This window comes from Blastococcus sp. TBT05-19 (assembly GCF_003319095.1).
Taxonomy (GTDB): Bacteria; Actinomycetota; Actinomycetes; order Mycobacteriales; family Geodermatophilaceae; genus Blastococcus.
In genome coordinates, this window is the sequence record NZ_QOHI01000001.1 from 1,261,299 (window position 1) to 1,287,101 (window position 25,803).

At 74.4% G+C, this 25,803-nt stretch carries 22 protein-coding genes, 1 tRNA gene and 1 other RNA gene; 13 read left to right on the plus strand and 11 right to left on the minus strand.

Features of this window, described 5'->3' with window-relative positions; genetic code table 11:
* Positions 1 to 33: 33 nt before the first annotated feature.
* The 3 genes from DQ244_RS06205 to DQ244_RS06215 form a co-directional block, all read right to left on the minus strand.
* Complete coding sequence (locus DQ244_RS06205) at positions 34 to 1,002, minus strand: beta-ketoacyl-ACP synthase III (protein ID WP_113810477.1); 969 nt, start codon at positions 1,000 to 1,002, stop codon at positions 34 to 36.
* Positions 999 to 2,201, minus strand: a complete 1,203-nt coding sequence (locus tag DQ244_RS06210; RefSeq protein WP_113810478.1) for an acyltransferase domain-containing protein — start codon at positions 2,199 to 2,201, stop codon at positions 999 to 1,001. Before DQ244_RS06210 ends, DQ244_RS06205 begins: the two co-directional genes overlap by 4 nt.
* Positions 2,202 to 2,350: 149 nt before the next feature.
* A complete protein-coding gene (locus DQ244_RS06215; protein ID WP_113810479.1) occupies positions 2,351 to 3,529 on the minus strand; it encodes a CdaR family transcriptional regulator in 1,179 nt (392 codons plus the stop codon).
* Between the two features lie 45 nt (positions 3,530 to 3,574).
* Between DQ244_RS06215 and DQ244_RS06220 the strand changes: the two genes are divergently transcribed.
* From DQ244_RS06220 to DQ244_RS06230, 3 genes are all read left to right on the plus strand, one after another.
* The gene (locus DQ244_RS06220) at positions 3,575 to 4,273 is read left to right on the plus strand and encodes a phosphatase PAP2 family protein (RefSeq protein WP_233491197.1); all 699 of its coding nucleotides are present in this window, start codon (positions 3,575 to 3,577) and stop codon (positions 4,271 to 4,273) included.
* Positions 4,270 to 4,815, plus strand: coding sequence for a pirin family protein (locus DQ244_RS06225; protein ID WP_233491198.1), 546 nt, complete (start codon positions 4,270 to 4,272; stop codon positions 4,813 to 4,815). Before DQ244_RS06220 ends, DQ244_RS06225 begins: the two co-directional genes overlap by 4 nt.
* A gap of 78 nt (positions 4,816 to 4,893) precedes the next feature.
* Positions 4,894 to 6,099 carry a M20 family metallopeptidase gene (locus DQ244_RS06230; RefSeq protein WP_113810481.1) on the plus strand — a complete coding sequence of 402 codons (1,206 nt, stop codon included), beginning with the start codon at positions 4,894 to 4,896 and terminating at the stop codon, positions 6,097 to 6,099.
* Between the two features lie 102 nt (positions 6,100 to 6,201).
* On the opposite strand, the gene aceE is transcribed toward DQ244_RS06230, so the two are convergent.
* Positions 6,202 to 9,003 (minus strand): pyruvate dehydrogenase (acetyl-transferring), homodimeric type, encoded by a 2,802-nt coding sequence (gene aceE / locus DQ244_RS06235; RefSeq protein ID WP_113810482.1) that lies wholly within the window; start codon positions 9,001 to 9,003, stop codon positions 6,202 to 6,204.
* Positions 9,004 to 9,422: 419 nt separating this feature from the next.
* Between aceE and DQ244_RS06240 the strand changes: the two genes are divergently transcribed.
* The 3 genes from DQ244_RS06240 (at position 9,423) to DQ244_RS06250 (ending at position 10,523) form a co-directional block, all read left to right on the plus strand.
* Positions 9,423 to 9,842, plus strand: coding sequence for a DUF3052 domain-containing protein (locus tag DQ244_RS06240; RefSeq protein WP_113810483.1), 420 nt, complete (start codon positions 9,423 to 9,425; stop codon positions 9,840 to 9,842).
* Positions 9,843 to 9,943: 101 nt separating this feature from the next.
* Entirely contained in the window at positions 9,944 to 10,405 is a 462-nt protein-coding gene (locus DQ244_RS06245) for a peroxiredoxin (protein WP_113810484.1), read from the plus strand.
* Between the two features lie 46 nt (positions 10,406 to 10,451).
* A tRNA-Val gene (locus DQ244_RS06250) sits at positions 10,452 to 10,523 on the plus strand.
* Positions 10,524 to 10,597: 74 nt separating this feature from the next.
* Here DQ244_RS06250 and DQ244_RS06255 read toward each other — a convergent pair.
* The gene (locus DQ244_RS06255) at positions 10,598 to 11,410 is read right to left on the minus strand and encodes a triacylglycerol lipase (RefSeq protein ID WP_113810485.1); all 813 of its coding nucleotides are present in this window, start codon (positions 11,408 to 11,410) and stop codon (positions 10,598 to 10,600) included.
* 219 nt (positions 11,411 to 11,629) lie between these two features.
* On the opposite strand from DQ244_RS06255, the gene DQ244_RS06260 reads away from it, so the two are divergent.
* Positions 11,630 to 12,541, plus strand: coding sequence for an alpha/beta fold hydrolase (locus DQ244_RS06260; RefSeq protein ID WP_113810486.1), 912 nt, complete (start codon positions 11,630 to 11,632; stop codon positions 12,539 to 12,541).
* A 10-nt stretch (positions 12,542 to 12,551) separates the two neighbouring features.
* Here the strand turns inward: DQ244_RS06260 and DQ244_RS06265 are convergent, their stop codons facing one another.
* From DQ244_RS06265 to DQ244_RS06280, 4 genes are all read right to left on the minus strand, one after another.
* Entirely contained in the window at positions 12,552 to 13,589 is a 1,038-nt protein-coding gene (locus tag DQ244_RS06265) for an NAD-dependent epimerase/dehydratase family protein (protein ID WP_113810487.1), read from the minus strand.
* A complete protein-coding gene (locus tag DQ244_RS06270) occupies positions 13,586 to 15,058 on the minus strand; it encodes a wax ester/triacylglycerol synthase family O-acyltransferase (protein WP_233491223.1) in 1,473 nt (490 codons plus the stop codon). The genes DQ244_RS06265 and DQ244_RS06270 overlap by 4 nt, the downstream gene beginning before the upstream one ends.
* A 156-nt stretch (positions 15,059 to 15,214) precedes the next feature.
* Positions 15,215 to 16,186: an alpha/beta fold hydrolase gene (locus DQ244_RS06275; protein WP_233491199.1), complete on the minus strand. Its 972-nt coding sequence runs from the start codon at positions 16,184 to 16,186 to the stop codon at positions 15,215 to 15,217.
* 52 nt (positions 16,187 to 16,238) lie between these two features.
* Complete coding sequence (locus tag DQ244_RS06280; RefSeq protein WP_113810489.1) at positions 16,239 to 18,203, minus strand: FUSC family protein; 1,965 nt, start codon at positions 18,201 to 18,203, stop codon at positions 16,239 to 16,241.
* A 58-nt stretch (positions 18,204 to 18,261) separates the two neighbouring features.
* Here DQ244_RS06280 and DQ244_RS06285 point away from each other — a divergent pair, with 58 nt between their 5' ends.
* The 3 genes from DQ244_RS06285 (at position 18,262) to DQ244_RS06295 (ending at position 21,062) form a co-directional block, all read left to right on the plus strand.
* Complete coding sequence (locus DQ244_RS06285) at positions 18,262 to 19,107, plus strand: Nif3-like dinuclear metal center hexameric protein (protein ID WP_113810490.1); 846 nt, start codon at positions 18,262 to 18,264, stop codon at positions 19,105 to 19,107.
* A gap of 123 nt (positions 19,108 to 19,230) precedes the next feature.
* The gene (locus DQ244_RS06290) at positions 19,231 to 19,971 is read left to right on the plus strand and encodes a zinc ribbon domain-containing protein (RefSeq protein ID WP_113810491.1); all 741 of its coding nucleotides are present in this window, start codon (positions 19,231 to 19,233) and stop codon (positions 19,969 to 19,971) included.
* Positions 19,968 to 21,062, plus strand: a complete 1,095-nt coding sequence (locus DQ244_RS06295) for a bifunctional RNase H/acid phosphatase (RefSeq protein ID WP_113810492.1) — start codon at positions 19,968 to 19,970, stop codon at positions 21,060 to 21,062. The genes DQ244_RS06290 and DQ244_RS06295 overlap by 4 nt, the downstream gene beginning before the upstream one ends.
* On the opposite strand, the gene DQ244_RS06300 is transcribed toward DQ244_RS06295, so the two are convergent.
* Positions 21,059 to 21,814, minus strand: a complete 756-nt coding sequence (locus tag DQ244_RS06300) for a sulfite exporter TauE/SafE family protein (RefSeq protein WP_113810493.1) — start codon at positions 21,812 to 21,814, stop codon at positions 21,059 to 21,061. The two genes, DQ244_RS06295 and DQ244_RS06300, sit on opposite strands and share 4 nt — an antisense overlap.
* Before the next feature lie 22 nt (positions 21,815 to 21,836).
* Between DQ244_RS06300 and DQ244_RS06305 the strand changes: the two genes are divergently transcribed.
* Together DQ244_RS06305 and DQ244_RS06310 are read left to right on the plus strand one after the other, a co-directional pair.
* On the plus strand, positions 21,837 to 22,196 hold the full coding sequence (locus tag DQ244_RS06305; protein WP_113810494.1) for a hypothetical protein: 360 nt from the start codon (positions 21,837 to 21,839) through the stop codon (positions 22,194 to 22,196).
* A 21-nt stretch (positions 22,197 to 22,217) separates the two neighbouring features.
* Positions 22,218 to 22,937, plus strand: a complete 720-nt coding sequence (locus DQ244_RS06310) for a PIG-L deacetylase family protein (protein ID WP_113810495.1) — start codon at positions 22,218 to 22,220, stop codon at positions 22,935 to 22,937.
* On the opposite strand, the gene DQ244_RS06315 is transcribed toward DQ244_RS06310, so the two are convergent.
* Complete coding sequence (locus DQ244_RS06315) at positions 22,925 to 25,198, minus strand: bifunctional diguanylate cyclase/phosphodiesterase (protein WP_113810496.1); 2,274 nt, start codon at positions 25,196 to 25,198, stop codon at positions 22,925 to 22,927. The two genes, DQ244_RS06310 and DQ244_RS06315, sit on opposite strands and share 13 nt — an antisense overlap.
* 108 nt (positions 25,199 to 25,306) lie before the next feature.
* On the opposite strand from DQ244_RS06315, the gene rnpB reads away from it, so the two are divergent.
* Positions 25,307 to 25,707: RNase P RNA component class A (rnpB, locus tag DQ244_RS06320), an RNA gene on the plus strand.
* Positions 25,708 to 25,803 lie beyond the last annotated feature (96 nt).

The window sequence follows — 25,803 nt, forward strand, 5'->3', positions numbered from 1 at the left end:
TCCGGGACACGGTGTCCCGGGAGTCTGTGGCGGTCACGGGAGGACGACGACCTGCCCCGCGAAGGTCAGGCCGGCCCCGTAGCCGAGCAGCAGGGCGACGTCGCCGCTCTTGGCCTCGCCGCTCTCGAGCAGGGCCGCCAGCGCCAGGGGCACCGAGGCCGACGACGTGTTGCCCGAGCGCACGATGTCGCGCGCGATGACCGTGCGCTCCGGCAGCTTCAGCCGCTTGGCCATGAGCTCGATGATCCGCAGGTTCGCCTGGTGCGGGGCGAACACGTCGATGTCGTCAGGTCCGACGCCGGCCCGGCGCATCGCCTCGACCAGCGTGTCGGTGAGCTTGGTGGTGGCCCAGCGGTACACCGCCTGGCCGGCCATGCTCATGCCGGTCTCGTTCTCGGGGATCGCGATGGCCTCGTGCAGGTCGCCGTCGCTGCCCCACACCGCCGGCCCGATGGCCGGCTCGTCCGAGGCGCTGACGACCGCGGCCCCGGCGCCGTCGGCGAAGATGACCGCCGTCGCCCGGTCCTCGAGGTTCGTGTAGTCGGTGAGCCGCTCGCCGCCGATGACCAGGGCGTTGCGCGCCGTCCCGCTGCGGATCGCGTCGGCCGCCGCGCTCAGCGCGTAGCACCAGCCGGCGCAGCCGGCGTTGACGTCGAAGGCGCCGGGGCGGGGCACCCCGAGCTGGTGGGCGATCCGGGGCGCCAGGCCGGGGATCGCCTTGGGCGGGCTGGTCGTGGCCAGCAGCACCAGGTCGATGTCGCCGGCGTCGAGGCCGCTGGCGGCGATCGCCTTGCCGCCGGCGGCGACCGACATCTCGACCAGCGTCTCGTCGGGCTCGGCCCAGCGCCGCTCGGCGATGCCCACCCGGCTCTGGACCCACTCGTCGCTGGTGTCCATCCGCTTCGCGAGGTCGTCGTTGGTCACCCGGGTGCGGGGCCGGTAGCTCCCGAAACCGAGGATCCGGGCGCCGGGGGCGCCGGCGGGCAGCTGGATGGGGGTCACGCGGACACCTCCGGGTAGAGCCGGGCGATCGGGTCGCCGGCGTCGACGAGGTCCCCGTCGTGCACCAGCCACTCGGCGAGCACGCCGTCGTAGCCGGCGGAGACGTTGACCTCCTCCCGCCGGCCGCGGATGCAACCGAGGGGGGAGCCGGCGGGCACGTGCGTGCCCTCGGCGATCTCGGCCGGGCTCACCGTCCCGCGGGCGGGGGCCACGACCATGCGCCAGTCGGGGAAGTGCTCGGCCTCGGCCCGGCCGCGCTCGGCGGCGATGAGCTCACGGGCGCGGTCGAGGTCGGCGGGGCTGCTGACGGCGAGGATCTCGATGCCGGCGCCCTTCCACTCGCGCTTGGCCAGGCCGGCCAGCGCGCCGGCGGGCGGCAGCTCGATGACGGCGGTGACGCCGAGGTCGCGCAGGGTGGCCAGGCAGGAGTCGAACCGCACCGGGCTGGTCACCTGGCTGACCAGGCGGGACAGGGCCTCGGCGCCCGAGGCGACGGCCGCGCCGTCGGCGTTGGACAGCAGCAGCCGGCTGGGGTCGGCCGGGCGGAGGCCGTCGGCCAGGCCCTCGAGCTCCTCCCGGGCGGGTGCCATGTACGAGGTGTGGAACGCCCCGGCGACCGACAGCGGCATGACCCGGGCCTTGGCCGGGGGCTCGGCCTTGAGCGCGGCCAGCCCGTCCAGCGGGCCGGCGACGACGACCTGGCCGCCGCCGTTGTAGTTCGCCGCCGAGAGCCCGTGCCGGTCCAGCGCGGCCTGCAGCTCGTCGGGGTCGCCGCCGAGGACGGCGGACATGCCGGTGGGGGTCTGCGCGCAGGCGGCGGCCATCGCCCGGCCGCGGACGGCGGTGAGCGCGATGGCGGCCTCGACCGACAGCACCCCCGCCAGCGCCGCGGCGGTGAGCTCGCCGACGCTGTGCCCGGCGATGACGACGTCGCGGCCGGCGTGCGGCGAGTGCACGACCGGGCCGGGCAGGCCACCGAGCTCCCGGGCCACGAAGAGGCTCATGGCGACCACGAGCGGCTGCGTGACCGCGGTGTCCTTGATCGCCTCCGCGTCGCCCGTGGTGCCGAGGGTGAGCAGGTCGGCGCCGGCGATCGCCCCGGCCCAGCGGAAGAACGGCTCCGCGCCGGGGAGGTCGAGCCAGTCGGTCAGCATCCCGGGCTTCTGCGCACCCTGACCCGGGGCGAGGACGGCGAGCACCCCTCCACCGTGCCAGTGATCGGGCTTCCGCGCGGTGGGCTGCGGTACGAAAGCCCACCGGTGATCTTTGTGGGAACCCTCCAATACATGCAGCCAAACAGCGACGTGACGGGCCCGTCACTGGTGGGAAGTGCACGGCTGGTGCGGCGTCAGTGCCAGAGCGAGCGGTCCTCGTCGAGAGCGGCGAGGGCCAGCGCGACCTGCAGCGTCCAGCTGCCGCGGGGGTCGGTGGCCGACAGCCCGGTGAGCTCGGCGGCCCGCTTGAGCCGGTACCGCACGGTGTTGGGGTGCACGAAGATGGCCCGCGCGCTGGCCTCCAGGTTGCCGCCGCTGGTGAGCACCGCGCGCACCGTCTCCAGCACGCCGCCGCCGGCCGTCCGCAGGGGCGCGGCGACCCGCTCCTGCAGCGCCGCGCGGGCCAGCGGGTCGCCGTCCAGGGCGCGCTCGGCGAGCAGCGCGTCGGCCGGGACCGGCCGCGGCGCCTCGGGCCAGGCGCGGGCCGCGCGCAGGCCCGCGAGCGCGGCGCCCGCGGAGACCGCCGCCCGGCTCAGCCCGTCGACCACCGGGCCGGTGACGACCGGCCCGTCGCCGAACTCCTCGCTGATCCGCTCCGCCGCGAGGCCGAGGTCGTGCGCGCCGCCGAGGACGACGACCAACTGCTCGGCGTGCACCCCGACCAGCACGTCGCAGCGCGCCGCCCGCGCCGCCCGCCGCACCGCGGCGTGCGGGTCCTCGACGTCGGTGGGCGTCGCGCCCACGACCACGATCGCCGGCGTCGTCGCCGCCCAGCCCAGCGCGGCCGCGCGACCGGACAGCTCGTCGGTGCGCTCGCCCCGCACCAGCGCGTCGACCGCCAGCGCCTCCAGCCGGGCGTCCCAGGCGCCGCGGTTCTCCGCGAAGCTGGCGTAGACGTGCGCCGTGGCGAAGGCGACCTCGCGGCTGAACAGCAGCACCGACAGGCGCAACGCCTCCTCGTCGCCGGGCTCGGCGACCGTGGCCACCCGCTCCTCGACCACCTCGACGGTGACCTTGACCAGGTCGACGGTCTGCTTGAGCGCCACGGTGCGAGCCAGCTCGCGGGGAGCCGCGCCGAACACCTCGCCGGTCAGCTTCGGCGGGCGCCCCGGGCTGCGGCACCACTCCACGAGGGACGCGATGCCGGCCTGCGCCACGAGGGTGACCCAGGAGCGCTGGTCGGCGGGCATCGCCCGGAACCAGGAGAGCTCCTCGTCCATCCGGGCGACGGCCTGGGTGGCCAGCGACCCGGAGGCGCGCTCCAGCCGCCGGAGGGTGGCCTCCGACGGCGGGCGGTTCCCCTCCGGGCTCACCCGGTCAGCGTGTCACGGCACCCGGGGGTGGGGGAGAGTGGACGGGTGAGCGTTCCCCCGGTCGGCACCGCCGATGTCACCCGGGCGCGTGCCGCCGCGCCCGTGTCGCTGGTCGCGGCGACGGTGGCCGGGGTGGCGGTGGTTGCGCTGCTCGGCGCGGGCGTGCGCAGCGACTTCGGCCCGCAGCTGCGCCTCGACGCCGCCGTCAGTGAGGCGCTGTACGCCGGTGACGGCCGCGCGCGGGCGCTCGACTGGCTGCTCGAGGCGCTCACCGCACCCGGGCTGGCGGTGTTCCGGCTCGTGCTGTTCCTGCCCGTCGTGGTGTGGCTGGTCCGCCGGAGCGCCTGGCGGACCGTGGTCTGGGTGGTGCTGTCGGCCGGGCTGATCAGCCCGGTGACGGCGGTGCTCAAGGACTTCTTCGGCCGGGTCCGGCCCCCGTTCGAGGACGGCGGCGCCCGGTACGAGTCGCTCAGCTATCCCAGCGGGCACTCCTCCGGCATCGCCGCGCTGGTCACCGTCGCACTGGTGCTCGCCTGGCCCTGGCTGACCACGTCCGCGCGGCGTGCCTGGGTGGTGGTCGGCGTGCTGGTGGTCCTCCTCGTCGGCCTCACCCGCATGTGGCTGGGCGTGCACTACCTGTCCGACGTGCTGGGCGGATGGGCGCTGGGGCTGTCGTGGTGCCTCCTCGTCGCCGTCGTCGTCGATGCCCTGCCGGGTGGCCGCGCCGCCCTGCCGCCGCGGTGAGCGGGCTCGACCAGCGCATCGTGCTGGCCCCGGAGGACGGCTCGCTCGGCCCGCTGCTGCGGATCGCCGACGACCGGCTGCCACCCCGCGCCGGGTACGGGCGGCACGAGCACCGGGCCGTCGACGTCGTGGCCGTGGTCCTGACCGGGAGCGTGACGCACAGCTGGGCGGAGGGGGCGACGGTGGCCGCGGGCGACGTCGCCGTCCTGCGCGCCGGGCAGGGGCTGGCGCACGACGAGGTCGCCGGCGCCGACGGTGTGCGAATCCTGCAGTGCTACCTGCGCAGCGCCGACCCCGGGGCGCCGACCTCGCACGAGGTGCTGCCCGCCGCGGAGGGCTGGGTGGAGCTGCGGCGCGACGACGCCCGGCTGTGGATCGGGCGCGCGACGCCGGGGGAGGAGCTCGCCGTGCCGGACGGCGTCGTCCTGGTGGCGACCGGCGACGGGGTCACGAGGCAGGACGACGGGCCGGTGCGGGTGACCGGGCCCGCCACGGTGCTGGTGTGGCAGGTCGACACCGCCCGCCCCGCCTGGGCCACCTGACCCCACCCCTGCGGGGAGGGCGCGGTCGTGGGGGGCCCTGTGCGGCGCGGACCCGGCGTCGTGGGCGAGAGTGGGGGCATGCCGACCAGCGCCGCCGACCTGCTGTCCGCCGCCTACAACGACGCCGACCGCACCATCGACCTGCGCCGCAGGTTGCACCGGCGCCCGGAGATCGGGCTGCAGCTCCCGCAGACGCAGGCGATGGTCCTCGAGGCGTTCGGCGACCTCCCGGTGGAGATCACCACCGGCAAGACCACCAGCTCCGTCGTCGGGGTGCTCCGTGGGGCCCGCCCCGGGCCGACCTACCTGCTGCGCGCCGACATGGACGCCCTGCAGGTGTACGAGGACACCGGCCTGCCGTTCGCCTCCGAGGTCCCGGGCGCGATGCACGCCTGCGGGCACGACACCCACGTGGCGATGCTCCTGGGGGCCGCCCGGCTGCTCGCCGAGCGCCGCGACGAGATCGCGGGACAGGTCGTGTTCATGCTGCAGCCGGGGGAGGAGGGCCTGCACGGCGCCCGGTACATGCTCGAGGAGGGGCTGCTGGACGTCGTGCCCGGGGCGCCGGTGAGCGGCGCCTTCGCCATGCACACCATCTCGACGATGCCCAGCGGAAGCATCAACGTCCGGCCCGGGCCGACCATGGCCGCTGCCGACCAGTGGCGGATGACCGTCCAGGGCCGGGGCGGCCACGCGTCGATGCCGCACACCGCCGCGGACCCGGTGCCCGTGGCCGCCGAGATCGTGCTCGCGCTGCAGTCGATGGTGACCCGGCGGGTGGACGTCTTCGACCCGGCCGTCGTGACGGTCGCCCACATCGCCGCGGGATCCCGCGACAACGTCATCCCGGAGATCGCCTTCCTCGAGGGCACGATCCGCACGCTGTCCGCCGAGCGCCGGACGGACGTCGTGACCGCCGTCCAGCGGGTCGCCACGCACATCGCCGCCGCGCACGAGATGACCCTGGTCTTCGAGCACCTGGCCGGTTACCCGGTGACCGTCAACGACCCGGGCGCGGCCGCGCAGGTGCTGGAGAACGCCCGGGAGCTGCTCGGCGAGCCCGCCGCACTCCTCATGCCGGCCCCGATGATGGGCGCCGAGGACTTCTCCTACGTGCTGGAGCAGGTGCCCGGCGCCATGGCGTTCCTCGGGGCCTGCCCGCCCGGGGTCGAACCGGAGACGGCGCCGGCCAACCACTCCAACCTGGTGGTCTTCGACGAGGAGCCGCTGCCGGCCGGCGTCGCGCTCTACGCGCAGATGGCGCTGCAGAACCTCGCCGGCTGAACGCGCGCAGGCTTAGGAACCCGCGCGGGCATAGGAACCTTCGCCCATGGATCCCGGTCGGATCTCCTGGGCAAAGGTTCCTATGCCTGCGTGCCTAGCGGTTCAGGTCGCGGGGGAGGGGTCGGTGCGCTGCTCCGCCGGAGCCGCCTGGACGTCGCGCACCTGGTACTTCTCGACCGCCTCGCGGACGACCGAGCGCTCGACCTGCCCCTTGTCGGCCAGCGAGGCGAGCACCCGGACCACGATCGACTCGGCGTCGACGTGGAAGTGCCGGCGCAGCGCCGGACGGGTGTCGGAGAGGCCGAACCCGTCGGTGCCCAGCGTCGACATGCCACCCGGGACGTAGGGCGCGATCAGGTCGGGCACCGAGCGCATCCAGTCCGACACCGCCACGACCGGGCCCTCGGCGTCGGCCAGCTTCGAGGTCACGAACGGGACCCGCGGCTCCTCCTCGGGGTGCAGCAGGTTGTGCTCGGTGACCTCCTCGGCCTGCCGGCGCAGCTCGCCCCACGACGTCACCGACCAGACGTCGGCCGAGACGTTCCAGTCGTTCGCGAGGAGCTCCTGCGCCCGCAGCGCCCACGGCACGGCCACGCCGGAGGCCAGGACCTGCGCCTTGGGGCCCTCGCCCTGGCCGGGGGCGTACCGGTACATGCCGGCCAGCAGGTCGGCGACCTCGAGGCCCTCGGGCTCGGCCGGCTGCGTGAACGGCTCGTTGTAGACCGTCAGGTAGTACATGACATCCGGCGAGCGGTGGCCGCCCAGCGGGGCGCCGGGGTCGTCGCCGTACATGCGCACGAGGGCGTCCCGGGTGATGTGGGCGACCTCGTAGGAGAACGCCGGGTCGTAGGACACCACGGCCGGGTTGGTGTGGGCGAGCAGCAGCGAGTGCCCGTCCTCGTGCTGGAGGCCCTCGCCGTTGAGCGTCGTCCGCCCGGCGGTGGCGCCGAGGATGAAGCCGCGGGTCATCTGGTCGGCGGCCGCCCAGAAGCCGTCGCCGGTCCGCTGGAACCCGAACATCGAGTAGAAGATGTAGATCGGGATCATCGGCTCGCCGTGGGTGGCGTACGAGCTGCCGACGGCGGTGAACGACGCCGTGGAGCCGGCCTCGTTGATGCCCTCGTGCAGGATCACGCCCTGCTCGGACTCCTTGTAGGCCAGCATCAGCTCGCGGTCGACCGAGGTGTAGCGCTGCCCGGCCGGGTTGTAGATCTTGTGCGACGAGAAGAGGCTGTCCAGCCCGAACGTGCGGGCCTCGTCCGGGATGATCGGCACGAAGCGCGGGCCGAGCTCCTTGTCCTTGAGCAGCTCCTTGAGCAGGCGGACGAACGCCATCGTCGTCGCCACCTCCTGCTTGCCCGACCCGCGGCGGAGCACCTCGAGGGCCTTGTCGTCAGGGGCCTTCAGCGCCTTGGCCTCCGACCGGCGCCGGGGCACCGCACCGCCGAGCTGCCGGCGCCGCTCGAGCATGTACTTCATCTCGTCGGAGTCCGGGTCGGGCTTGTAGTAGGGCGGCAGGGTCTTGTCCAGCGCCGAGTCGGGGATGTCCAGGTAGAGCCGGTCGCGGAAGCCGGCCAGGTCCTCGGCGGTGAGCTTCTTCATCTGGTGCGTCGAGTTGCGGCCCTCGAAGTGGCTGCCCAGCGTCCAGCCCTTGATGGTCTTGGCGAGGATGACCGTGGGCTGGCCCTTGTGCTCCATCGCGGCCTTGTAGGCGGCGTAGACCTTGCGGTAGTCGTGGCCACCGCGGGCGAGGTCCCAGACCTCCTTGTCGCTCATGTCCTCCACGAGCTTGCGGGTGCGCGGGTCGCGGCCGAAGAAGTGCTCGCGGACGAAGGCGCCGTCCTCGGCCTTGTAGGTCTGGTAGTCGCCGTCGGGCGTGGAGTTCATCAGGTGCACCAGCGCGCCGTCGCGGTCGGCGGCCAGCAGCTTGTCCCAGCCGCGGCCCCAGATCACCTTGATGACGTTCCAGCCCGCGCCGCGGAAGAACGACTCGAGCTCCTGGATCACCTTGCCGTTGCCGCGGACCGGGCCGTCGAGGCGCTGCAGGTTGCAGTTGATGACGAAGGTGAGGTTGTCCAGCTCCTCGCGGGCGGCCAGGCCGATGGCGCCGAGCGACTCCGGCTCGTCCATCTCGCCGTCACCCAGGAACGCCCAGACGTGCTGGTCGGAGGTGTCCTTGATGCCGCGGTCGTGCAGGTAGCGGTTGAAGCGCGCCTGGTAGATCGCGTTCAGCGGGCCCAGGCCCATGGAGACGGTCGGGAACTCCCAGAAGTCCGGCATCAGCCGCGGGTGCGGGTAGGACGACAGCCCGCCGGCCGGGTGGCTGACCTCCTGCCGGAAGCCGTCGAGCTGGTCCTCGGTCAGCCGGCCCTCGAGGAAGGCGCGGGCGTAGATGCCGGGGGAGGCGTGCCCCTGGAACCAGATCTGGTCGCCGCCGCCGGGGTGGTCCTTGCCGCGGAAGAAGTGGTTGAACCCGACCTCGTACAGCGATGCCGAGGACGCGTAGGAGGAGATGTGGCCGCCGACGCCGATCCCGGGCCGCTGCGCGCGGTGCACCATGATCGCGGCGTTCCACCGGATGTAGGCGCGGATCCGGCGCTCGACGTGCTCGTCGCCCGGGAAGTAGGGCTCCCGCTCCGGCGGGATGGTGTTGATGTAGTCCGTGCTGCGCAGCGACGGGACGCCGACCTGCTGCTCGCGGCTGCGCTCGAGCATCCGCAGCATCAGGTAGCGGGCGCGACCTCGGCCCGCGTGGTCGATGACGGCGTCGAGGGACTCCACCCACTCCTGGGTCTCGTCGGGGTCGGTGTCGATCAGCTGGCTCGGCAACCCGCTGGTGATGACCGGGCGGGGCTGGCCTGCGTCGCGGGCGGGGTCGCCGTCCGTCTGCTGCGGTGCGCTCATGCGCCCATCGTCCCCCGAGGGGGCAGTCGCCGTCACGTCTCCCGCCGTCCTGCGGAAGGAGGCGTGTCGCGCCGGGGGAGGGACGACGTCCGTCCTGCCTGCGGACGCAGGCTTGCGTCGTGCCCGCCATGCCCTACGCTTCCGCCTGCGGCGCCTCGTTCCGACGGCGCCGCCCCCGGGGGACGTCCGCCGGAGGGCGAGCGCGTCGACGTCAGGCGAGAGGGGTGGCATGACCAGGGTGCGGGTGGTTCTCCCGCTGGTCGTGTCCGCCGTCGGCTCGTGCCCGCTCCGCTCCGGGACCGAACACGTCGCCCGGCCGGTCGTCCTGTGACGCCTCCCCGCGCGGTCACCGGCCCGACAGGGCACCATCCACGTCACAGCCGATCAGCAGGAGCAGCACGCATGGAGGAGCAGCAGGGATGAGCGTCGACAGCGCCGGCATGGCGGCCCGGCTGGGCATCAAGCCGGGCATGGTCGTGCAGGAGCTCGGCTGGAGCGAGGACGCCGACGAGGACCTGCGCGACTCCATCATCGAGGCCTCCGGCAGCGAGATGGTCGACGAGGACACCGACGAGGTGGCCGACGTCGTGATCCTGTGGTGGCGGGAGGACGACGGCGACCTGTTCGACGCCCTCACCGACGCGCTGACCTCCCTGGCCGACGAGGGCGTCGTCTGGCTGCTGGTCCCCAAGTCGGGCCGGCCCGGGCACGTCGAGCCCGGTGACGTCACCGAGGTGGCGCCCACCGCCGGCCTCTCGCAGACCAGCAGCATCTCCGCGGCCAAGGACTGGTCGGGCATCCGCCTGGTCACCCCCAAGGCCGCGCGCAGCCGCCGCTAGTTCAAGGACCCCCTCGCCCCCCGCACCTCGCTCCGCTCGGCGCGGGTCCCTGCGAGGGGGCCGTTCCAGCACGTCGCCGGGCGTGCGGCACGATCGGGGGCATGAGCCTCTCCGTCGGTGACCGCGCGCCCGAGTTCAGCCTTCCCGACCAGGACAAGCAGGTCGTGTCCCTCGCCGAGCTGCGGGGCACCCCCGTGCTCCTGGTCTTCTACCCGTTCGCCTTCTCCGGCATCTGCACCGGTGAGCTGTGCCAGCTGCGCGACGAGCTGGCCGCCTACACCGACGCCGGCGTGAAGGTGCTGGCGATCAGCACCGACCCGGTGTTCAGCCTCAAGGCCTTCAAGGCGGCCGAGGGCTTCGACTTCCCGCTGCTGTCGGACTTCTGGCCGCACGGCGAGACGGCCCAGGCCTACGGCGTGTTCAACGACAAGGCCGGGATGGCCGTGCGCGGCACCTTCCTGATCGACGCCGAGGGCGTCATCACCTTCGCCGAGGTCAACGGTCCCGGTGACGCCCGCGAGCAGTCCGGCTGGAAGGACGCCGTCGCCAAGATCGCGGCGTGATCCGCGGCTCGGGGGCGGGCGCTCGCGCCCGTACCCTGAGCGCGCGGGGCGTGTAGCTCAGCGGTAGAGCCCTCGCCTTACAAGCGAGTGGTCGCAGGTTCGAATCCTGTCGCGCCCACCCCGTGAGGTGCCGGAACGGCCCTCCTCCCCACCGCTCGCGACCCCGCGAGCGGGAGGGAGGAGGGCCCTCCGTCAGGCGGCCGGCTGGGCCGCGATGTCGACCGGGCCCCGGGCCGCCGGGACGGCCGGCTTCGGGAACGCCGGGCGGAGGAATGCCGGAGCCTTGAACGGCTTCCAGGTGCCCTCCGGCTGGGCCAGCCGGTCGGCCACCGCCCAGATCGCGGCCGGGTGGTGGCCGATGCCGAGGTGGCTGGCGGTCACGGCGATGTTCTCGCAGCGCTCGCCGGGCACGTTGAGGCACGTCTGCCAGTGCACGATGCCGTCGAAGTGCGAGTAGATCGAGGTGGCCGGCACGGGCAGCGGGCAGCCGTCGGACTCCAACGGGTACTGGCGCTGCTCCACGTGCAGGTGGGCGAAGCGGTCGAACGCCTTGCCGGCCCGGGTCTGGCTGTGCCGCTCGATGCGGAACGGGCTGCCGAGGGTGATCACCTGGCGCACCTGGTCGGGGCACTGCCGGGCGAGGTCGCGGGCGAAGATGCCGCCCAGGCTCCAGCCGATGACGGTCACCTTCCGGCGGTAACGGCCGTGCAGGTAGTCCAGCTTGTCGCGCAGGCCGTTGACGCAGAGGGCGGTCGGGCCGATGTTGCGGCCCAGCCCCCACCCGTGCACCCGGTAGCCGAGCCGCCGGAGCGTCGCGCGGAGGACGCGGGTCGAGTTGTCGTCGGCGAGCAGGCCGGGGAGGACGAGCACGGGGTGGCCGTCGCCCTTGGGCAGCCGGGCCGCGAGCGGCCGCGCCGCCAGGTAGAGGCCGTAGTCGGCGACCGCCCGGCCGGGCTCGGTGAGGTAGAGCGGGAGTGCCGGGCCGTCACCCTGCTGTCGTGCCACGTCGTCCTCCTGGCTGCCGTTCGTTCTTGGAAGGGCCGGTACCAATCTGAGGCCTGCCTCACACGTGTCCGTCACAAGGACGCGGGCACATGTTGCCGAAATGTGTCCTGCGTCATATCGGCCGCGAGCGTTCCGTTGCGCAAGGCGGATCGTCCCGGGCTGCGCCCTCTGGCAGGACGTGCCACCGTACGGGCGGTCCGGACGGGGAGAGGGGCGCTCATGGGCGAGCAGGGAACGGCGGGACGCAGCGCGACGGTGGACCTGGGAGGCGCGGTCCACTACGTCGACTTCGGCGGCCCCGCCGACGGGCCGGTGCTCGTCCTCGTGCACGGGCTGGGCGGTTCGCACCTGAACTGGGACCTCTTCGCCCCCCTCGTCCGCGAGCACGCCCGGGTGTTCGCGGTGGACCTCCCCGGGTTCGGGCGCAGCGAGCCGGCCGGCCGCGACTCCAGCGTCGCGGCCAACGTGGCGGTGCTGCACCGCTTCCTCACCGAGGTCGTCGGTGAGCCGGTCGTGCTCGTCGGCAACTCGATGGGCGGGATGATCTCGATCCTCGAGACCGGCGAGCACCCCGAGCAGGTGCGGGGGCTGGTCCTGCTCGACCCGGCCGTGCCGGGCCCGCGCCGCGCGCTGGACCCGCTGGTCGTCGCCATGTTCGCCGCCTACGCGCTGCCCTTCGTAGGGAGGCGGCTCATGTGGTGGCGGCGGCAGCGGCAGTCGCCCCTGGGGCGCGTGCGCGAGATGCTCCAGCTCGTCGGCGTGGACCCCGACCAGCTGCCCGCCGAGGTCGTCGACCGCTCGGTGACCCTGCTCGAGGAGCGCCAGGACGTCGACGGCATGGACCGCGCGTTCCTGGTCGCGGCTCGCTCGCTGCTGCGCCTGCTCGCCGACCCCCGCCGCTACCGGTCGGCCATGGCGTCCATCGCCGTCCCGGTGCTGCTGGTGCACGGCGACCGCGACCGGCTGGTGCCGGTCGCGGCCGCGCGCGACATCTCCCGCCGGCACCCGTCGTGGCGCTACGTCGAGTGGGCCGGCGTCGGGCACGTCCCGCAGCTGCAGGAGCCGCAGCGGCTGGCCACCGAGGTGCTGGGCTGGCTCCGGGACTTCTCCCTGGCGCGGCCGCAGGACTGAGCCGGCTCGCTCAGTCCTGCGGGCGCAGCGTGTCGCGGAGCGCCTCGAGGCCCGTGTAGCGCGGGCGCCAGCCCAGCTCCTCGCGAGCCCGTGTGGTGTCCATGATCGCCGGACGGCTGGCCGCCTCGATCCACTCGGCCACGGGTGGCAGGAACGGCAGCCGCGAGACCACCCGCGCCGCGGCCTGGGCCGGAGCCGCCGGCAGCGGGATGGGCAGGGCGCCGAACTCGCGGGCCACGTCGGCGGCGGTCAGGACGCCCTCGCCGGCGATGTTGTAGGCGCCGGCGGGACCGGCGCCCACGATGCACAGCAGGAGCGCCTGGCCGACGTCCTCCTCGTGGATGAACTGCAGCGGGTGCTGCGGCACCAGCAGCGGCACCGGCACCGGCAGGCGGCGCGGCCGGTCGAACAGCTGGCGGCCCAGGGGTGCCAGCGGGCCCGGCAGCACGTCCTTGCCGCCGATCGCGTGCGGACCGACGACCACGGGCGGCCGCAGCAGGTAGAGGTCCAACTCCGGGGCCGAGGCCGACTCGTCCTGCAGCAGGTGCTCGAGCTCGGCCTTCTCCTGGGCGTAGAACAGCCGGGCCGCCGGGCGGACCGGCCACTCCTCGCTGATGCGGTCCGGGTTGTCGCTGTGGAAGCCGTAGGCGGCGACCGACGACGCGTAGACGAAGCGCTTCGCGCCGACCGACGCCGCTGCACGGAACACGGTGAGCGTGCCGTCCACGTTGATGGCACGGGTCGTCTCGCGGGAGGCGTTGCCGGTGATCAGGAACGCCAGGTGCACCACGACGTCGGCATCGCGGAACGCCTCGCGCAGGGCGTCGGGGTCGCGCACGTCGCCCTGGCGGTACTCCATCTTCGTCCAGCCGCGTTCCGCCGGGTCGAACGGCCGGCGGGCCATGCCGATGATCCGGTCGATCCGGTCATCGGCCTGGAGCAGCGGGACCAGGCCCTCGCCGAACGTGCCGGTGGGCCCGGTGACCGCGACCGTCAGCCCGCTCTTCTTCCGCTTCCCGCCGGAGCCCCGCTGCTTGGTGGGGCTCACCGGGCGGCTGCCTTCTTCTTCGCTGCCGGGGCGGTCTTCTTCGCCGCCGGGGCCGCCTTCGGCTGCGGCACGTCGGGGGTGCCCTTCTCCGCGCGGGCGAGCTCGAGCAGCTCCTCGATGCCGCCGCGGATGCCCCCGGAGAGGACGTCGACGTCCGGGAAGGCGTCGAAGTCGGCGTTGATGCCGAAGGTCATCGTCTTGAGGTAGCTGAAGATCCCGATGGAGCAACGGGTGCCACCGGCGATCGGCACGTACGCGTGCGCGGTGCACATCCGCCGGCCGAGCACGTAGAGCGGCACCCGGGGGCCGGGCACGTTCGTCGTCACCGCCTGGCACCACATCTGGCCGGCGTTCACCGCCGCCCGGACGCCCAGCGACAGCAGCGTGGGAGCGACGAAGTCGCCCATCGAGATGATCGAGGGGACGTCGACGGCCTGCATCGCCTGCTTGTACTCGTCCATCTGGCCGCGGATCGTCTCCAGCCGGGACGCCGGGTCGGGGTCACCGACGGGCAGGTCGACGAAGACGGCGGAGACCCGGTTGTCCATGGTCCCCTTCTGCTTCTCCGACCGGACCGAGACCGGCACCATCGACCGCACGACGAGGTTCTCCGACGAGAGCTCCCCGCGGCCCTTGAGCAGGTCGCGGAACCCCTTGGTGATCGCGGTGAGGACGACGTCGTTGACCGTGCCGCCCAGCGCGGTCCGGACCTCCTTGAACTCGTCGAAGTTCCCCGCGGTCCAGGCCCAGCGCCGGTGCGGGCCGATGGTCCCGTTGAGCGACCGGGCGGTGGGGGTGACGGCCTGCTTGGCCAGCGACGGGATGGTCTGGGCCAGCGTGCGACCGGAGTCGGCCATGCTCTTGGCGGTGCGCACCGCGCTGCCCACCGTGGGCAGCGAGCTGATCGTGCGCAGCGGCTGGGTCATCGCCTCGGTGACGGCGCCGGCCACGAGCGCGGCGCCGGACGGGTCGCGGCGGGGCGTCCAGTCACGCGGCTCGTCGTGCTCGGCGTCGGGGGAGAGGTCGAACATCAGCTGCATGAGGTCGCTGCCGGCGACACCGTCGACCATGCAGTGGTGGACCTTGGAGATGATCGCCCAGCGGCCCTCGGCCAGGCCCTCCACGAGCCACAGCTCCCACAGCGGCTTGGCCATGTCGAGGCGCTGACCGAGCACCCGACCGGCCAGGTTGCGCAGCTGCTCGTCGTTGCCCGGGGAGGGGACGGCGGTGTGCCGCACGTGGTAGAGGATCTGGAAGTGGGGGTCGTCGACCCACATCGGCCGGCCGAGCTGCAGGGGCACCTCGCGCACCCGCTGCCGGTACCGGGGCACCAGCGGCAGCTTGCTCAGGAGCAGGCGCACCACGTCGCCGTAGGTGGGCGCGGGGCCCTCGAAGATGGCGACCGAGCCCACGTGCATGGGCGTGTTCTCGCCCTCTGCGAAGTAGAACCCGCTGTCGAGGGCGCTCATGCGGTCCACGTCTCGCTCCTAACCGCCCCGGGACCTCAGCTCGGTCGGGGCCGTCGCACGGTGTCGGTTGGCCGCCGAAGTTAGGTGTGTCGCTGAGTGCGCGCAAATCGAGCATGTGGCGGCGGCCACATCCTGCATGCCCCGCCGAACCGCTGGTCAACCGGCCTGTCGCAGTCCCTCCTGCGCGCGGTCCAGCAGGTCCAGCAGCGCCCGGTCGACGACGTCGGTGCGGGTGAGGTTCACGCTGTGGCCCGCGCCCTGCACCATCACCAGCTCGGCGCTCGGCCCGATGTCCTCGGCCAGCCGGCGGCCGTGCGACGCCGGGGTCAGCCGGTCGTGCGAGGCGGCGACCACGGTGACCGGCACCCGGCTCAGCACGGGCAGCGACTCGTACTCCTCGTGGTCGAGGAAGGTCGCGTAGAAGGCGGCGGTGACCGGGAAGGGGGTCTCCTCGAGCAGGCCCTGGACCAGGCGCACGCTCGTGGGGTCGGCGTCGGCCCGGTTGCCGAACAGGAAGCGCCGGGTGAACCAGCGGCCGAAGGGGCTGCCCCGCCAGCGGAAGCGCTCCAGCAGCGGCGCCGTCAGCTGCAGGATGCGCAGGTAGACCGGCAGCAGGTGCAGCCGGCGGACGAGCTTGAGCAGCCAGCCGAGCAGCCCGCTCTCCACCAGGCCACCGGCGGAGGTGGCGAGCAGGAAGGCTCCGACGACGCGGGTGCCGAACAGCTCGGGACGGCGCCGCGCGAGGGCCATGATGCTCATCCCGCCCATCGAGTGGCCCGCGAGCACGACCGGCCCGGGAGGGACGACGGCGTCGAGCACATGGGCCAGGTCGCGGCCGGTGCGGTCGATCGTCGCGTCGGGCAGAGGGGTGGCCGCCGACCGGCCGTGCCCGCGCTGGTCCCAGAGCACCAGCCGGTAGCGGTCGCGCAGCACCAGCCGCTGCAGCTCCCACTCCGCCAGCCGGGCGGTGAACCCGTGGCAGAACACCACCGTCAACGGGGCGTTCGCGGGGCCGTCGAACTCGACGTGCAGGTTCACGCCGTCGTCGGTGCGCACGACCTGCGAGCCCGGCGGGGGCGGGTCGGTGAGCGGCGGGAGGATCAGCGGCGGCGGCAGGTCCCTGGGCACCGCGTCATCCCAGAGGCTGCGGCGTCCGGCCGCAACCCGAGGCCCGACGCGGTCAGTGCGGGGCGCGCCAGGTGGGGGCCGACTCCCGCACGAGCCGGCGGACCGCGTCGACCTCGCGGGCGACCGGCGCGAGGACGCCGTCGGCGTGCAGCTCGGCGTCGTCCGGCGGCCGGTGCTCTCGGACGTCGTCCTCCAGCCGGCGGATCGCCCGGCGCAGGGTGGCCACCTGGGCGAGATCGGGGGCGGGCTCGCCGCCGCGGGTGGCGATGACCGCCCCGGTGATCGCGTCGGAGGTCCGCTCCAGCTGGACGATGACCGGCCACCAGGCCGCGGCGCGGGTGCTGATCGGCGGCGGCTCGGCCAGCCGGCGCTGGAGCTGGGTCTGCAGCTCGGTGAGCGCCCGGTAGTTGCGGCGCCGGGCCCGGCGCCGTTCGGCCGGGCTGCCGGTGAAGGCGGCGTCGACGAACCCGTCCAGGGCCACGGCGGCGTCGCGCAGCGCCTGGTCCAGCGGTGCCCGCCAGGTCTGCGGCCACAGCAGGTAGCCGAACACCAGCACGATCGCGCAGCCGACGAGCGTGTCCAGCAGCCGCGCGCCGACCAGCCCCGGTCCGCCGGGCAGCGCGAGGTCCAGCATCAGGATGATCAGCGGCGTCTGGAAGACCGAGAACAGGCCGAAGTTCGTGTCCCGGGCCCACGGCAGCACGGCGGCCGAGCACACCAGGGCGACGACCACCCAGCCGTTGCGGGGGAGCACCGCCAGCAGCGCCGACCCCAGCAGCACGCCGAGCAGCGTGCCGGCGCCGCGCTGGATCGCCCGGGTGAACACCGAGCCGAAGTCGGGCTTGAGCACGATCGCGACGGTGAGCAGCACCCAGTACGGGCGCTCGAAGGGCAGGTACTGGCGGGCGATCTCGGCGATGGACATGCACAGCGCCAGCCGGACGGCGAAGCCGCGCGCGTCACCGCTGGCCAGCGTCCGGTCGATGACGTCGCGCAGCCGGGCGCGCAGGCTCACCGTCGGCTGCAGGGCGGCGGCGCGGGAGCGCTCCTCGGGGTCCCCGACCACCGTCCAGGCCAGGCGCACGCCGTGCCGGACCGCCCGCAGCGCCGGATGGCCCTGCTCCCGGTCGGGCGGCCGGTCGTCGGACAGCGGGAGGCTGCCCGAGACCGCAGCGGCGAGGGCGTGCACGGCGGCCACGTCCCGCGGATCGGCCTGCACGCCGGCGCTCGCGGTGGCGACCGCACCCTCGACCAGCACCGCCGCGGCGTTGAGGACCCCGGCGAGCTCGCTGAGCTCCTTGCTGCGCCCGGCCGAGCGGCTGCGGCTGCGGATGACCCGGTCGTAGGCGGCGTTGAGCGCGGTGGTCAGCGCCCGGCGGGCCGTCGGCGCGGAGTCGGTGCCGGCGACGGTGAGCAGCTCCGCGATGCGGGTGAACACGGTCGCCACCGCGGAGCGGTCGGGGTCCACCGGCTCGGTGCGGATCTGCACGAGGGTGGCGAGCGTCGCCCAGGCCGCCCCGCAGAGGAAGAAGCCGACCTCCGCCGCGGCCGACAGCGGGGTGATCAGCCCCGAGGCCAGGGCGGTGTAGATCAGCAGCTGCAGCGCGCCGAGCGAGAGCGCGGAGTTCACCGCGCTGACCAGGGCCGCCACCGCCGAGAGCAGGGCGATGACCGCCACCGGCTCCCAGCCACCACCGGTCGCGTACTGACCGGCGACCAGCCCGAGCATGCCGAAGGTGGTCGCCGCGGCGATCCGCCGGAGCCGCTCGCGGAGCGGGCCGGGCTGCGGGGCCAGCGAGGCGGCGAGCGCCCCCATGGTGCCGAAGACGCCGGCGCCCAGCGTCGCGCCGGAGTCCAGCCCCCCGCCGATCACGATCGCGAGGGCGAGGGGAGCGGGCACCGCGACGGCGAACCGGACGACGTCGCGCCACGGCACGCGGGGTGGCGTCGTGCGCAGCAGCTCCTCGAGCCAGGCGGGAGCACGCAGGCCGCGTTCCCGACGCCGCTCCTCCGCCACGCGCAGAGCTTGACATCCCACGGGGCGGTTCCGCCGTGGACGCCTACGCTGCGGAGCCGTGCCCGTGCTGCTCGGTGAGGTCCTCGCCGCCCTCGACGCCCGCTACCCGTCCGCGCTCGCCGAGAGCTGGGACGCCGTGGGCCTGGTCTGCGGCGATCCCGACGAGCCGGTGGCGACGGTGCTGTTCGCCGTCGACCCGACCGCCGCCGTCGTCGACGAGGTGCTGGCGACCGGCGCCGGCCTGCTCGTCACCCACCACCCGCTGTTCCTGACGCCGGTGCACGGTGTGCCGGCCGACGACCCGAAGGGCCGGCTGGTGCACCGGCTCGTCCGGGCCGGTGCGGCGCACCTGGTCGCGCACACCAACGCCGACCGCGCGCCGGAGCACGGCGTCAACGACGCGCTGGCCGCGGCGCTCGGCCTCGAGGACGCCGTTCCGCTGGAGCCCGACGCGACCGACCCGCGGGCCGGGCTGGGCCGGGTGGGCCGGCTGGCCGAGCCGATGACGCTGCGGGAGTTCGCCGAGCACGCCGCCCTCGCGCTGCCGGTCACCGCCGGCGGCGTCCGCGCGGCGGGCGACCCCGACCGCCCGGTGCGCACGGTCGCGGTGTGCGGCGGCAGCGGCGGGTCGCTGCTGGGTGCCGCCGCGGCGGCCGGTGCCGACGTCCTGCTGACCAGCGACCTGAAGCACCACCCGGTGAGCGAGGCGCTGGAGGCCCCGGGCCCGGCGCTGGTCGACGTCGCGCACTTCGCCTCCGAGTGGCCCTGGCTCCCGGTGGCCGCCGAGGTGCTGCGCGCCGACCTGGGCGGGCGCGTGGAGGTCGTCGTCTCCACCCGCCGGACCGATCCCTGGACCTGCCGCGCCGGCCAGGAGGAGGGCGGCGGCAGGCACGCGGCGGGCTGAGCGCCGGGGACGGCCCGGGGGCACAGTAGCGAAAGGACCCCCGTGCCCCCCGCCCCTCGCAAGCTCGCGGCGGGATCCTGCACGGGGGCCGAGGACATCGGGCTGCACAGGTAGGTTCTCCGCGTGAAGGTGGACCATTTCGAGCAGCAGAAGCTCCTGGAGCTGGCGGCGGAGGACGTCGCGCTCACCCAGCTCGCGCACCGCAGGCGCACGCTGCCGGAGGCAGTCGCCGTGGAGACCGCGGCCGAGGCCGAGCGGTCCCTCGCCGACGACGTCGTCCGCGCCGAGACCGCGGTGCGCGACCTCCAGCGCGAGGTGAAGCGGCTCGAGGGCGACGTCGACACGGTGCGGGCGCGGGCGACCAAGGACCAGAACCTGCTCGACTCCGGCAGCGTCTCGGCCAAGCAGATGACCGACCTGCAGCACGAGCTGGAGTCCCTGAAGCGCCGTCAGTCGGACCTCGAGGACCAGGAGCTCGAGCTGATGGAGAGCCTGGAGACGGCGGAGACCGCGCTGAAGGCCGCGCAGGAGGGCCGGGACGCGGCCCGCGCGGAGCTGGAGCGGGCCGAGCAGCTGCGCGACGACGCCCTGGCCGACATCACCGACGGCACGAACCGGCACGAGGCCGCCCGCGCGGCGGTGGCCGGCGGCATCTCCGCCCCGCTGCTGACCCTCTACGACCGGATCCGCACGCAGACCGGCACGACCGGCGCGGCGATGCTGCAGGCGCGTCAGTGCCAGGGCTGCCGGCTCGAGCTCTACGGCAACCAGCTCACCGCCGTCCGCAACGCCGACCCGCACGAGGTCGTGCGCTGCGAGAACTGCGGCCGGATCCTGGTCCGTACGGCCGAGTCCGGCCTGTGACCCGTCGGTTCGTCGTCGAGGCCGACGGCGGGTCGCGGGGCAACCCGGGCCCCGCCGGGTACGGCGCGCTCGTCCGGGACGCCGAGACCGGCCGGGTGCTCGCCGAGCGCGCCGCGTCGGTCGGCCGGGCGACCAACAACGTCGCCGAGTACGGCGGTCTGGTTGCAGGCCTGCAGGCGGCGCTGGACCTGGACCCGACGGCGTCGGTGGAGGTCCGGATGGACTCCAAGCTCGTCGTCGAGCAGATGTCGGGGCGCTGGAAGGTCAAGCACCCCGACATGCAGAAGCTCGCGCTGCAGGCCCGGCAGATCGCCCGCCAGCTGGGGCAGGTCCGCTACACCTGGGTCCCGCGCGCGCAGAACGGCGCCGCCGACGCGCTGGCCAACAGCGCCATGGACGGCCGGCCGATCCACCGGGACGCCGCCGCCGAGGCCGTCGTCCTGGAGGACGACGTCCAGCCGACGCCCGAGCCCGCCCCGGTCACCACCACGGTCACCCACCTGCTGCGGCACGGCCAGACCGAGCACACCCCCGAGCGCCGGTTCAGCGGCCGCAACGACCTGCCGCTGTCCCGCACCGGCCGCGCCGAGGCCGAGGCCGCCGCGCACCGGATGGCGGGGCTGGGCATCGACGTCGTCGTCGCCTCACCGCTGCGCCGCACGCGGGAGACCGCCGAGGCCGTCGCCTCCGTGCTCGGCCTGCCGGTGCAGCTGGACCAGGACCTGGTGGAGCTGGACTTCGGCGACCTCGAGGGCCTGTCCGGCGACGAGGCGAGGCAGAAGTTCCCGCTGGCCGTGCGCCGGTTCCTGTCCGACGTGCGGGTGGCCGCGCCCGGCGGGGAGTCGATCGCCGACGTCAGCGCCCGGGTGGCGCGGGCCCGTCAGCGGATCCTGGCCGAGCACGCGGGGAAGACGGTGCTGGTCGTCAGCCACGTCACCCCGATCAAGCTGATGCTGGCCGCCGGGCTCGGCGCCGGCGACGACGTCGTCCACCGGGTGTTCCTGGAGGCGGCGTCGCTGTGCACGGTGGCGTGGTCGTCGGACGGGCGCACCTCCGTGCGGCTGGTGAACGACACCGCCCACCTGCGCTAGAGCCGCGCGAAGAGGTAGGCCGACACCGCGACGGCGAAGACCACGATGAACACCCGCAGCGGCGTGACCGGGATGCGGGTGGCGATCCGGGCGCCGACGAAGCCGCCCACCAGGCTCGCGGGCGCGGCGACGCCGACGACCGCCCAGTCGATCGGCCCGAAGATGCCGAACACCACGAGGGTGACGGTCGCGGTGACCGCCGACAGCGCCGACTTGAAGGCGTTGGCCAGCTTGAGCCGGTGCAGCCCGATGCCCAGGACGCCGACCAGGATCACCCCGAGCGCGCCGCCGAAGTAGCCGCCGTAGGCGGTCGCGAGGAACAGCGCGACGTGCAGCCAGACCGGGTCCCGCCGCGGCCCGTCGTCCCCGCGGTCGGCGATGCGCCGCGTCAGCAGCGGCTGGACGGCGAGCAGCGCGGCGGCCAGCAGCACCAGCACGGGGACGACGACGTCGAAGGCCTCGGACGGGGTGGTCAGCAACAGCACGCTGCCGGTGAGCCCACCGGCCACCGCGACCGCGCCGAACCGAAGCAGCCGGCCGCGCTGCCCCTCGTACTCGGCGCGGAACCCGATCATGCCGCCCAGGTAGCCGGGCCACTGAGCGACCGAGTTGGTCACGTTGGCCGCGACGGTGGGCAGCCCGAGCGCGACGAGGGTGGGGAAGAGGATCAGCGATCCGCCGCCGGCGATGGAGTTGATGACGCCGGCGACCAGGGCCACCCCGGCAGCGACGACGAGATCGGCGACGGACACCGCGCCAACCTACGGTGGGCCCATGAGGAAGCCGGGCAAGGCGTCGATGCTGGCCGCGCTGCTGGGCGGAGGCGGCGTGCTCCACCTGGTCCGGCCGCAGATGTACGACTGGCTGGTGCCGCCGGAGCTGGGGGACCAGCGCACCTGGGTGCTGGCCAGCGGCGTCGCTGAGATCGGCACCGCGGCCCTCCTGGCGGCACCGGCGACGCGCCGCCTCGGTGGCTGGTCGGCCGTGGGGCTGCTGCTCGCGTTCGTGCCGGCGCACGTGCACACGTTCCGGGTGATCCCGAAGAAGCCGCTGCCCATGGCGGTGGCCATCGGCCGGCTCCCGCTGCAGATCCCCCTGGTGAACGCCGCGCTGCAGGTCGCCCGCGGGGGCTGACCTCCCCGGCAGACTCGCCCCATGCCTCCCGCCCCGATGCCCGACGACTGGCAGCGCGCCCTCGTCGTCGCCGCCCACCCCGACGACATCGAGTACGGCCTCGCGGCCGCCGTCGCGGTCTGGACGGCGGCCGGCAAGGAGGTGCACTACCTGCTCGCCACCCGCGGCGAGGCGGGGATGGCCGGGGTGCCGCCGGCGGAGGCGGGGCCGCTGCGCGAGGACGAGGAACGGCGCTCGGCCGCGGTCGTCGGGGTCTCGGAGGTGGAGTTCCTCGGCCACCGGGACGGCGTCCTGGTGGCCGGCGTCGAGCTGCGGCGCGACCTGGCCGCGGCGATCCGGCGGCACCGTCCCGAGCTCGTCGTCACCGGGTACTTCGGGCCGACCTGGACGCCCCCGGGGGTGTCACCGGCCTACCTGAACTCCGCCGACCACCAGGCGCTCGGGCAGAGCGTGCTGGACGCGGTCGCCGACGCGGGCAACGAGTGGATCTTCCCCGACCTGGAGGAGGAGCCCTGGCGGGGCGTGCAGTACATCGCGGTGAGCGCGATGACCGACCCTCCGCACGAGGTGGACGTCAGCGGCACCGTGGAGCTCGCCGTCGCGTCGCTCGTGGAGCACCGCCGCTACCTGGAGCTGCTGTCCGACGACCCGGTCGAGCAGCAGGCACGCCAGGTCGTGGACATGTCCACGCTGACCGAGGACGGACGACGGCGCGTGGGGTTCACCCTCTACTGGGGCTGAGTCGCCGCCACCCGGGTGAGCCACTCCTCGACCTGCTCGGCCGGGAGCGGCCGCGAGTGCAGGAAACCCTGGCTGAGGTCGCAGCCCAGCGACCGCAGGTGGGCGGAGGTCTCCGCCGTCTCCACGCCCTCGGCGACGACCCGCAGCCCCAGCCGGTGGGCCAGCTCGACGGTGCTGGCCACGATGGCCGCGGTGCGGCCGTCGGTGAGCAGGTCGGCGGTGAAGGAGCGGTCGAGCTTGAGCTCGCCGACGGGCAGGTCGCGCAGGTAGGCCAGCGACGAGTAGCCGGTGCCGAAGTCGTCGATGCTGACGCAGGCGCCGAGGTCGGCGAGGCTGCGGACGACGGCGATGCTGCGGTCGGGGTCGGTGAGCAGGACGCTCTCGGTGACCTCGAGGATCAGGTGTCCGGCGGGCAGCCCGTGCTCGTCCAGCAGCGCGGCGACCCGTGCGGGCAGGCCGCTGTCGAGCAGGTTGCTGGCCGACAGGTTGACCGACATGCGCAGGTCCAGCCCGCGCCGGTGCCAGTCGGCCGCCTGGGCGACGGCCCGGTCGAGGACGACCTCGGTGAGCCGGCCCATGAGGCCGTGCACCTCGGCCAGGGGGAGGAACTCACCGGGGCCGAGCAGCCCGCGGACCGGGTGCTGCCAGCGGACCAACGCCTCGACGCCGACCGGCCGGCCGGTGGCGACGTCGAGCTGCGGCTGGTGGTGCAGGACGAGCTGGTCACCGGCGAGGGCGGCGCGCAGGTCCTCGACGAGCACGAGGTTGCCGCTGCTGCCGCCGTGCCGGGAGCTGTCGTAGACGGTGGCGCCGGAGCCGGTGCGCTTGGCGTCGTACATGGCGACGTCGGCCTCGCGGAGCAGTTCCGCCGGTAGCGCCGGGGACTCCTCGCCGCCGCGTGCGACGGTGAGCCCGACGCTGACCGAGGCGTGCACGGTCATGCCCTCGATCGGGAAGGGCTCGGCCATGCGTTCGTGCAGCCGGCGGCCCAGGCTCAGCGCGGCGTCGGCCAGCGGCGCGTCGGCATCCATCGGCGCGAGCACGGCGAACTCGTCGCCACCCAGGCGGGCCAGGACGTCGCCGGGGCGCAGCTCGGACTCCAGCCGGTGGGCGACCATGCGGAGGAGGTCGTCGCCCGCGGCGTGCCCGAGGGCGTCGTTGACCTCCTTGAACTTGTCCAGGTCGAGCAGGGCGAGCGCAAGCGGCGTGCCTTCCCGGCCCAGCTCCGCCACCCGGCGCAGCACCGCCCGGCGGTTGGCCAGCCCGGTGAGCTCGTCGGTCAGCGCCTCGCGCCGGGTGACCGCCAGCACGGCGAGCTCCCGGACGTTGACCAGCAGGCGGACGCCCGAGCCGGTGGCCGCCAGCGCGGCGGCCCAGGTCGCCGCCCCGGTGACGCCGGACTGCGCGGCGACGAGCAGCACGCCGGTGGAGGCGACGATGACGACGAACGCGCCGATCGTGGAGGCGGTCGGGTCCGCGGGCTGCGGTTCCGCGCGGCCGGGGCGGAGGACGGCGGCCAGCGCGAGGCACACGACCGCGATCGGCTCGGTCGCCCAGGCCCAGGAGTCGGGGCTCCCGCCGGCGAGCAGCACGGCGGTGCTGCCCAGCAGCGTGGCGCCGAACGAGGCGAGGACCAGCCAGGTGCGGGGGTCGCGGCCCATGTCGCCGAGGAACGGCAGCGTGGCGACCGTGCCGAGGATGACGAACGAGACGGCGAACTGGGCGCCGACGGCCAGCGCCGTCGCGGCGGGAGCGGCGGTCAGCGGCCCCTCGCCGAGGTGCCCGAGCAGCTGGATGACCGCGACCACGGCGAGGACCGCCGAGACGCCGTTGAGCGTGTCGTTGGGGTCGGCCAGGTTGCTGCTGAAGCGGTTCCACCGGACCAGGCCGCCGTAGAACAGCGGGAAGGCGACGACGGGCGCCCACAGCGTGACCATGGCGGCCACGCCCTGGGTGGCCGGCGCCAGGCCGAGCAGGGTGCCGAGCAGCGTCGTCCCGGCGACCAGGACGGCGCCGGCGGCGATGCGTGTCCAGACGGTGCGCTCGTGGGCGACCGCCTGCGCCCGCCACACGAGCAGGGCCAGCAGCCCGCCGTGCAGGGTGAGGGTGAGCAGGACGCGCAGCGGGCCCGTGTCCGACGGCGCGCTGGCCTGGAGGCGGCCGGTGCCCACGAGCAGACCGATGACACCGGCGACGACGACGAGCGCCGTCGTGCGGAGGGGCGCCCTGGGCAGCAGCCGGGGGCGCAGGGCGGCCTGCATGGGACGTCCATCGGCTCCGGAGGGGAGCCGGTGAACCCGGGCGCGGCCAGGTCCCCCCTTGGGGGCAGGGAACCGGTGATCACCGCCTAGACTGCTCGGCACGACGGACGAGTCGGCTGGGCGGTCGCGTCGGCGGGGGAGACCCTGCCGCCGAGGAACGTCCGGGCTCCACAGGGCAGGGTGGTCGTTAACGGCGACCCGGGGTGACCCGCGGGACAGTGCCACAGAGAACAGACCGCCAGCGCTCGCGCTGGTAAGGGTGAAACGGCGGTGTAAGAGACCACCGCACACCGGGTGACCGGTGTGGCTCGGTAAACCCCACCCGGAGCTAGATCAAGAAGGGACGACGGTTCGCCGGCGTCCTGCGCAGGCGTTCGAGGGCGGCCCGCCCGAGCCTGCGGGTAGATCGCTCGAGCCTGCCGGCAACGGCAGGCCTAGATGGATGACCGCCCATCGGGAGGCCGCAAGGCACCCGTGGACAGAACCCGGCGTACAGGTCGACTCGTCCGTCGCCTCCCGCTGACGTCGACGCAGGAGCGATCGCGGGGCACCCCTGGGGCACGACCGCACCGACGTCGATGGACTGTGCCCGAGCGTCTGCAGTC

Coding starts and splice junctions, on each gene's coding strand:
- DQ244_RS06230 (WP_113810481.1), top strand. CDS start 4,894: ATGCCGACCAGCGCCGCCGACCTGCTGTCCGCCGCCTACAACGACGCC.
- DQ244_RS06310 (WP_113810495.1), top strand. CDS start 22,218: ATGCCTCCCGCCCCGATGCCCGACGACTGGCAGCGCGCCCTCGTCGTC.
- DQ244_RS06245 (WP_113810484.1), top strand. CDS start 9,944: ATGAGCCTCTCCGTCGGTGACCGCGCGCCCGAGTTCAGCCTTCCCGAC.
- DQ244_RS06270 (WP_233491223.1), bottom strand. CDS start 15,058: ATGAGCGCCCTCGACAGCGGGTTCTACTTCGCAGAGGGCGAGAACACG.
- DQ244_RS06240 (WP_113810483.1), top strand. CDS start 9,423: ATGAGCGTCGACAGCGCCGGCATGGCGGCCCGGCTGGGCATCAAGCCG.
- aceE (WP_113810482.1), bottom strand. CDS start 9,003: ATGAGCGCACCGCAGCAGACGGACGGCGACCCCGCCCGCGACGCAGGC.
- DQ244_RS06305 (WP_113810494.1), top strand. CDS start 21,837: ATGAGGAAGCCGGGCAAGGCGTCGATGCTGGCCGCGCTGCTGGGCGGA.
- DQ244_RS06260 (WP_113810486.1), top strand. CDS start 11,630: ATGGGCGAGCAGGGAACGGCGGGACGCAGCGCGACGGTGGACCTGGGA.
- DQ244_RS06315 (WP_113810496.1), bottom strand. CDS start 25,198: ATGCAGGCCGCCCTGCGCCCCCGGCTGCTGCCCAGGGCGCCCCTCCGC.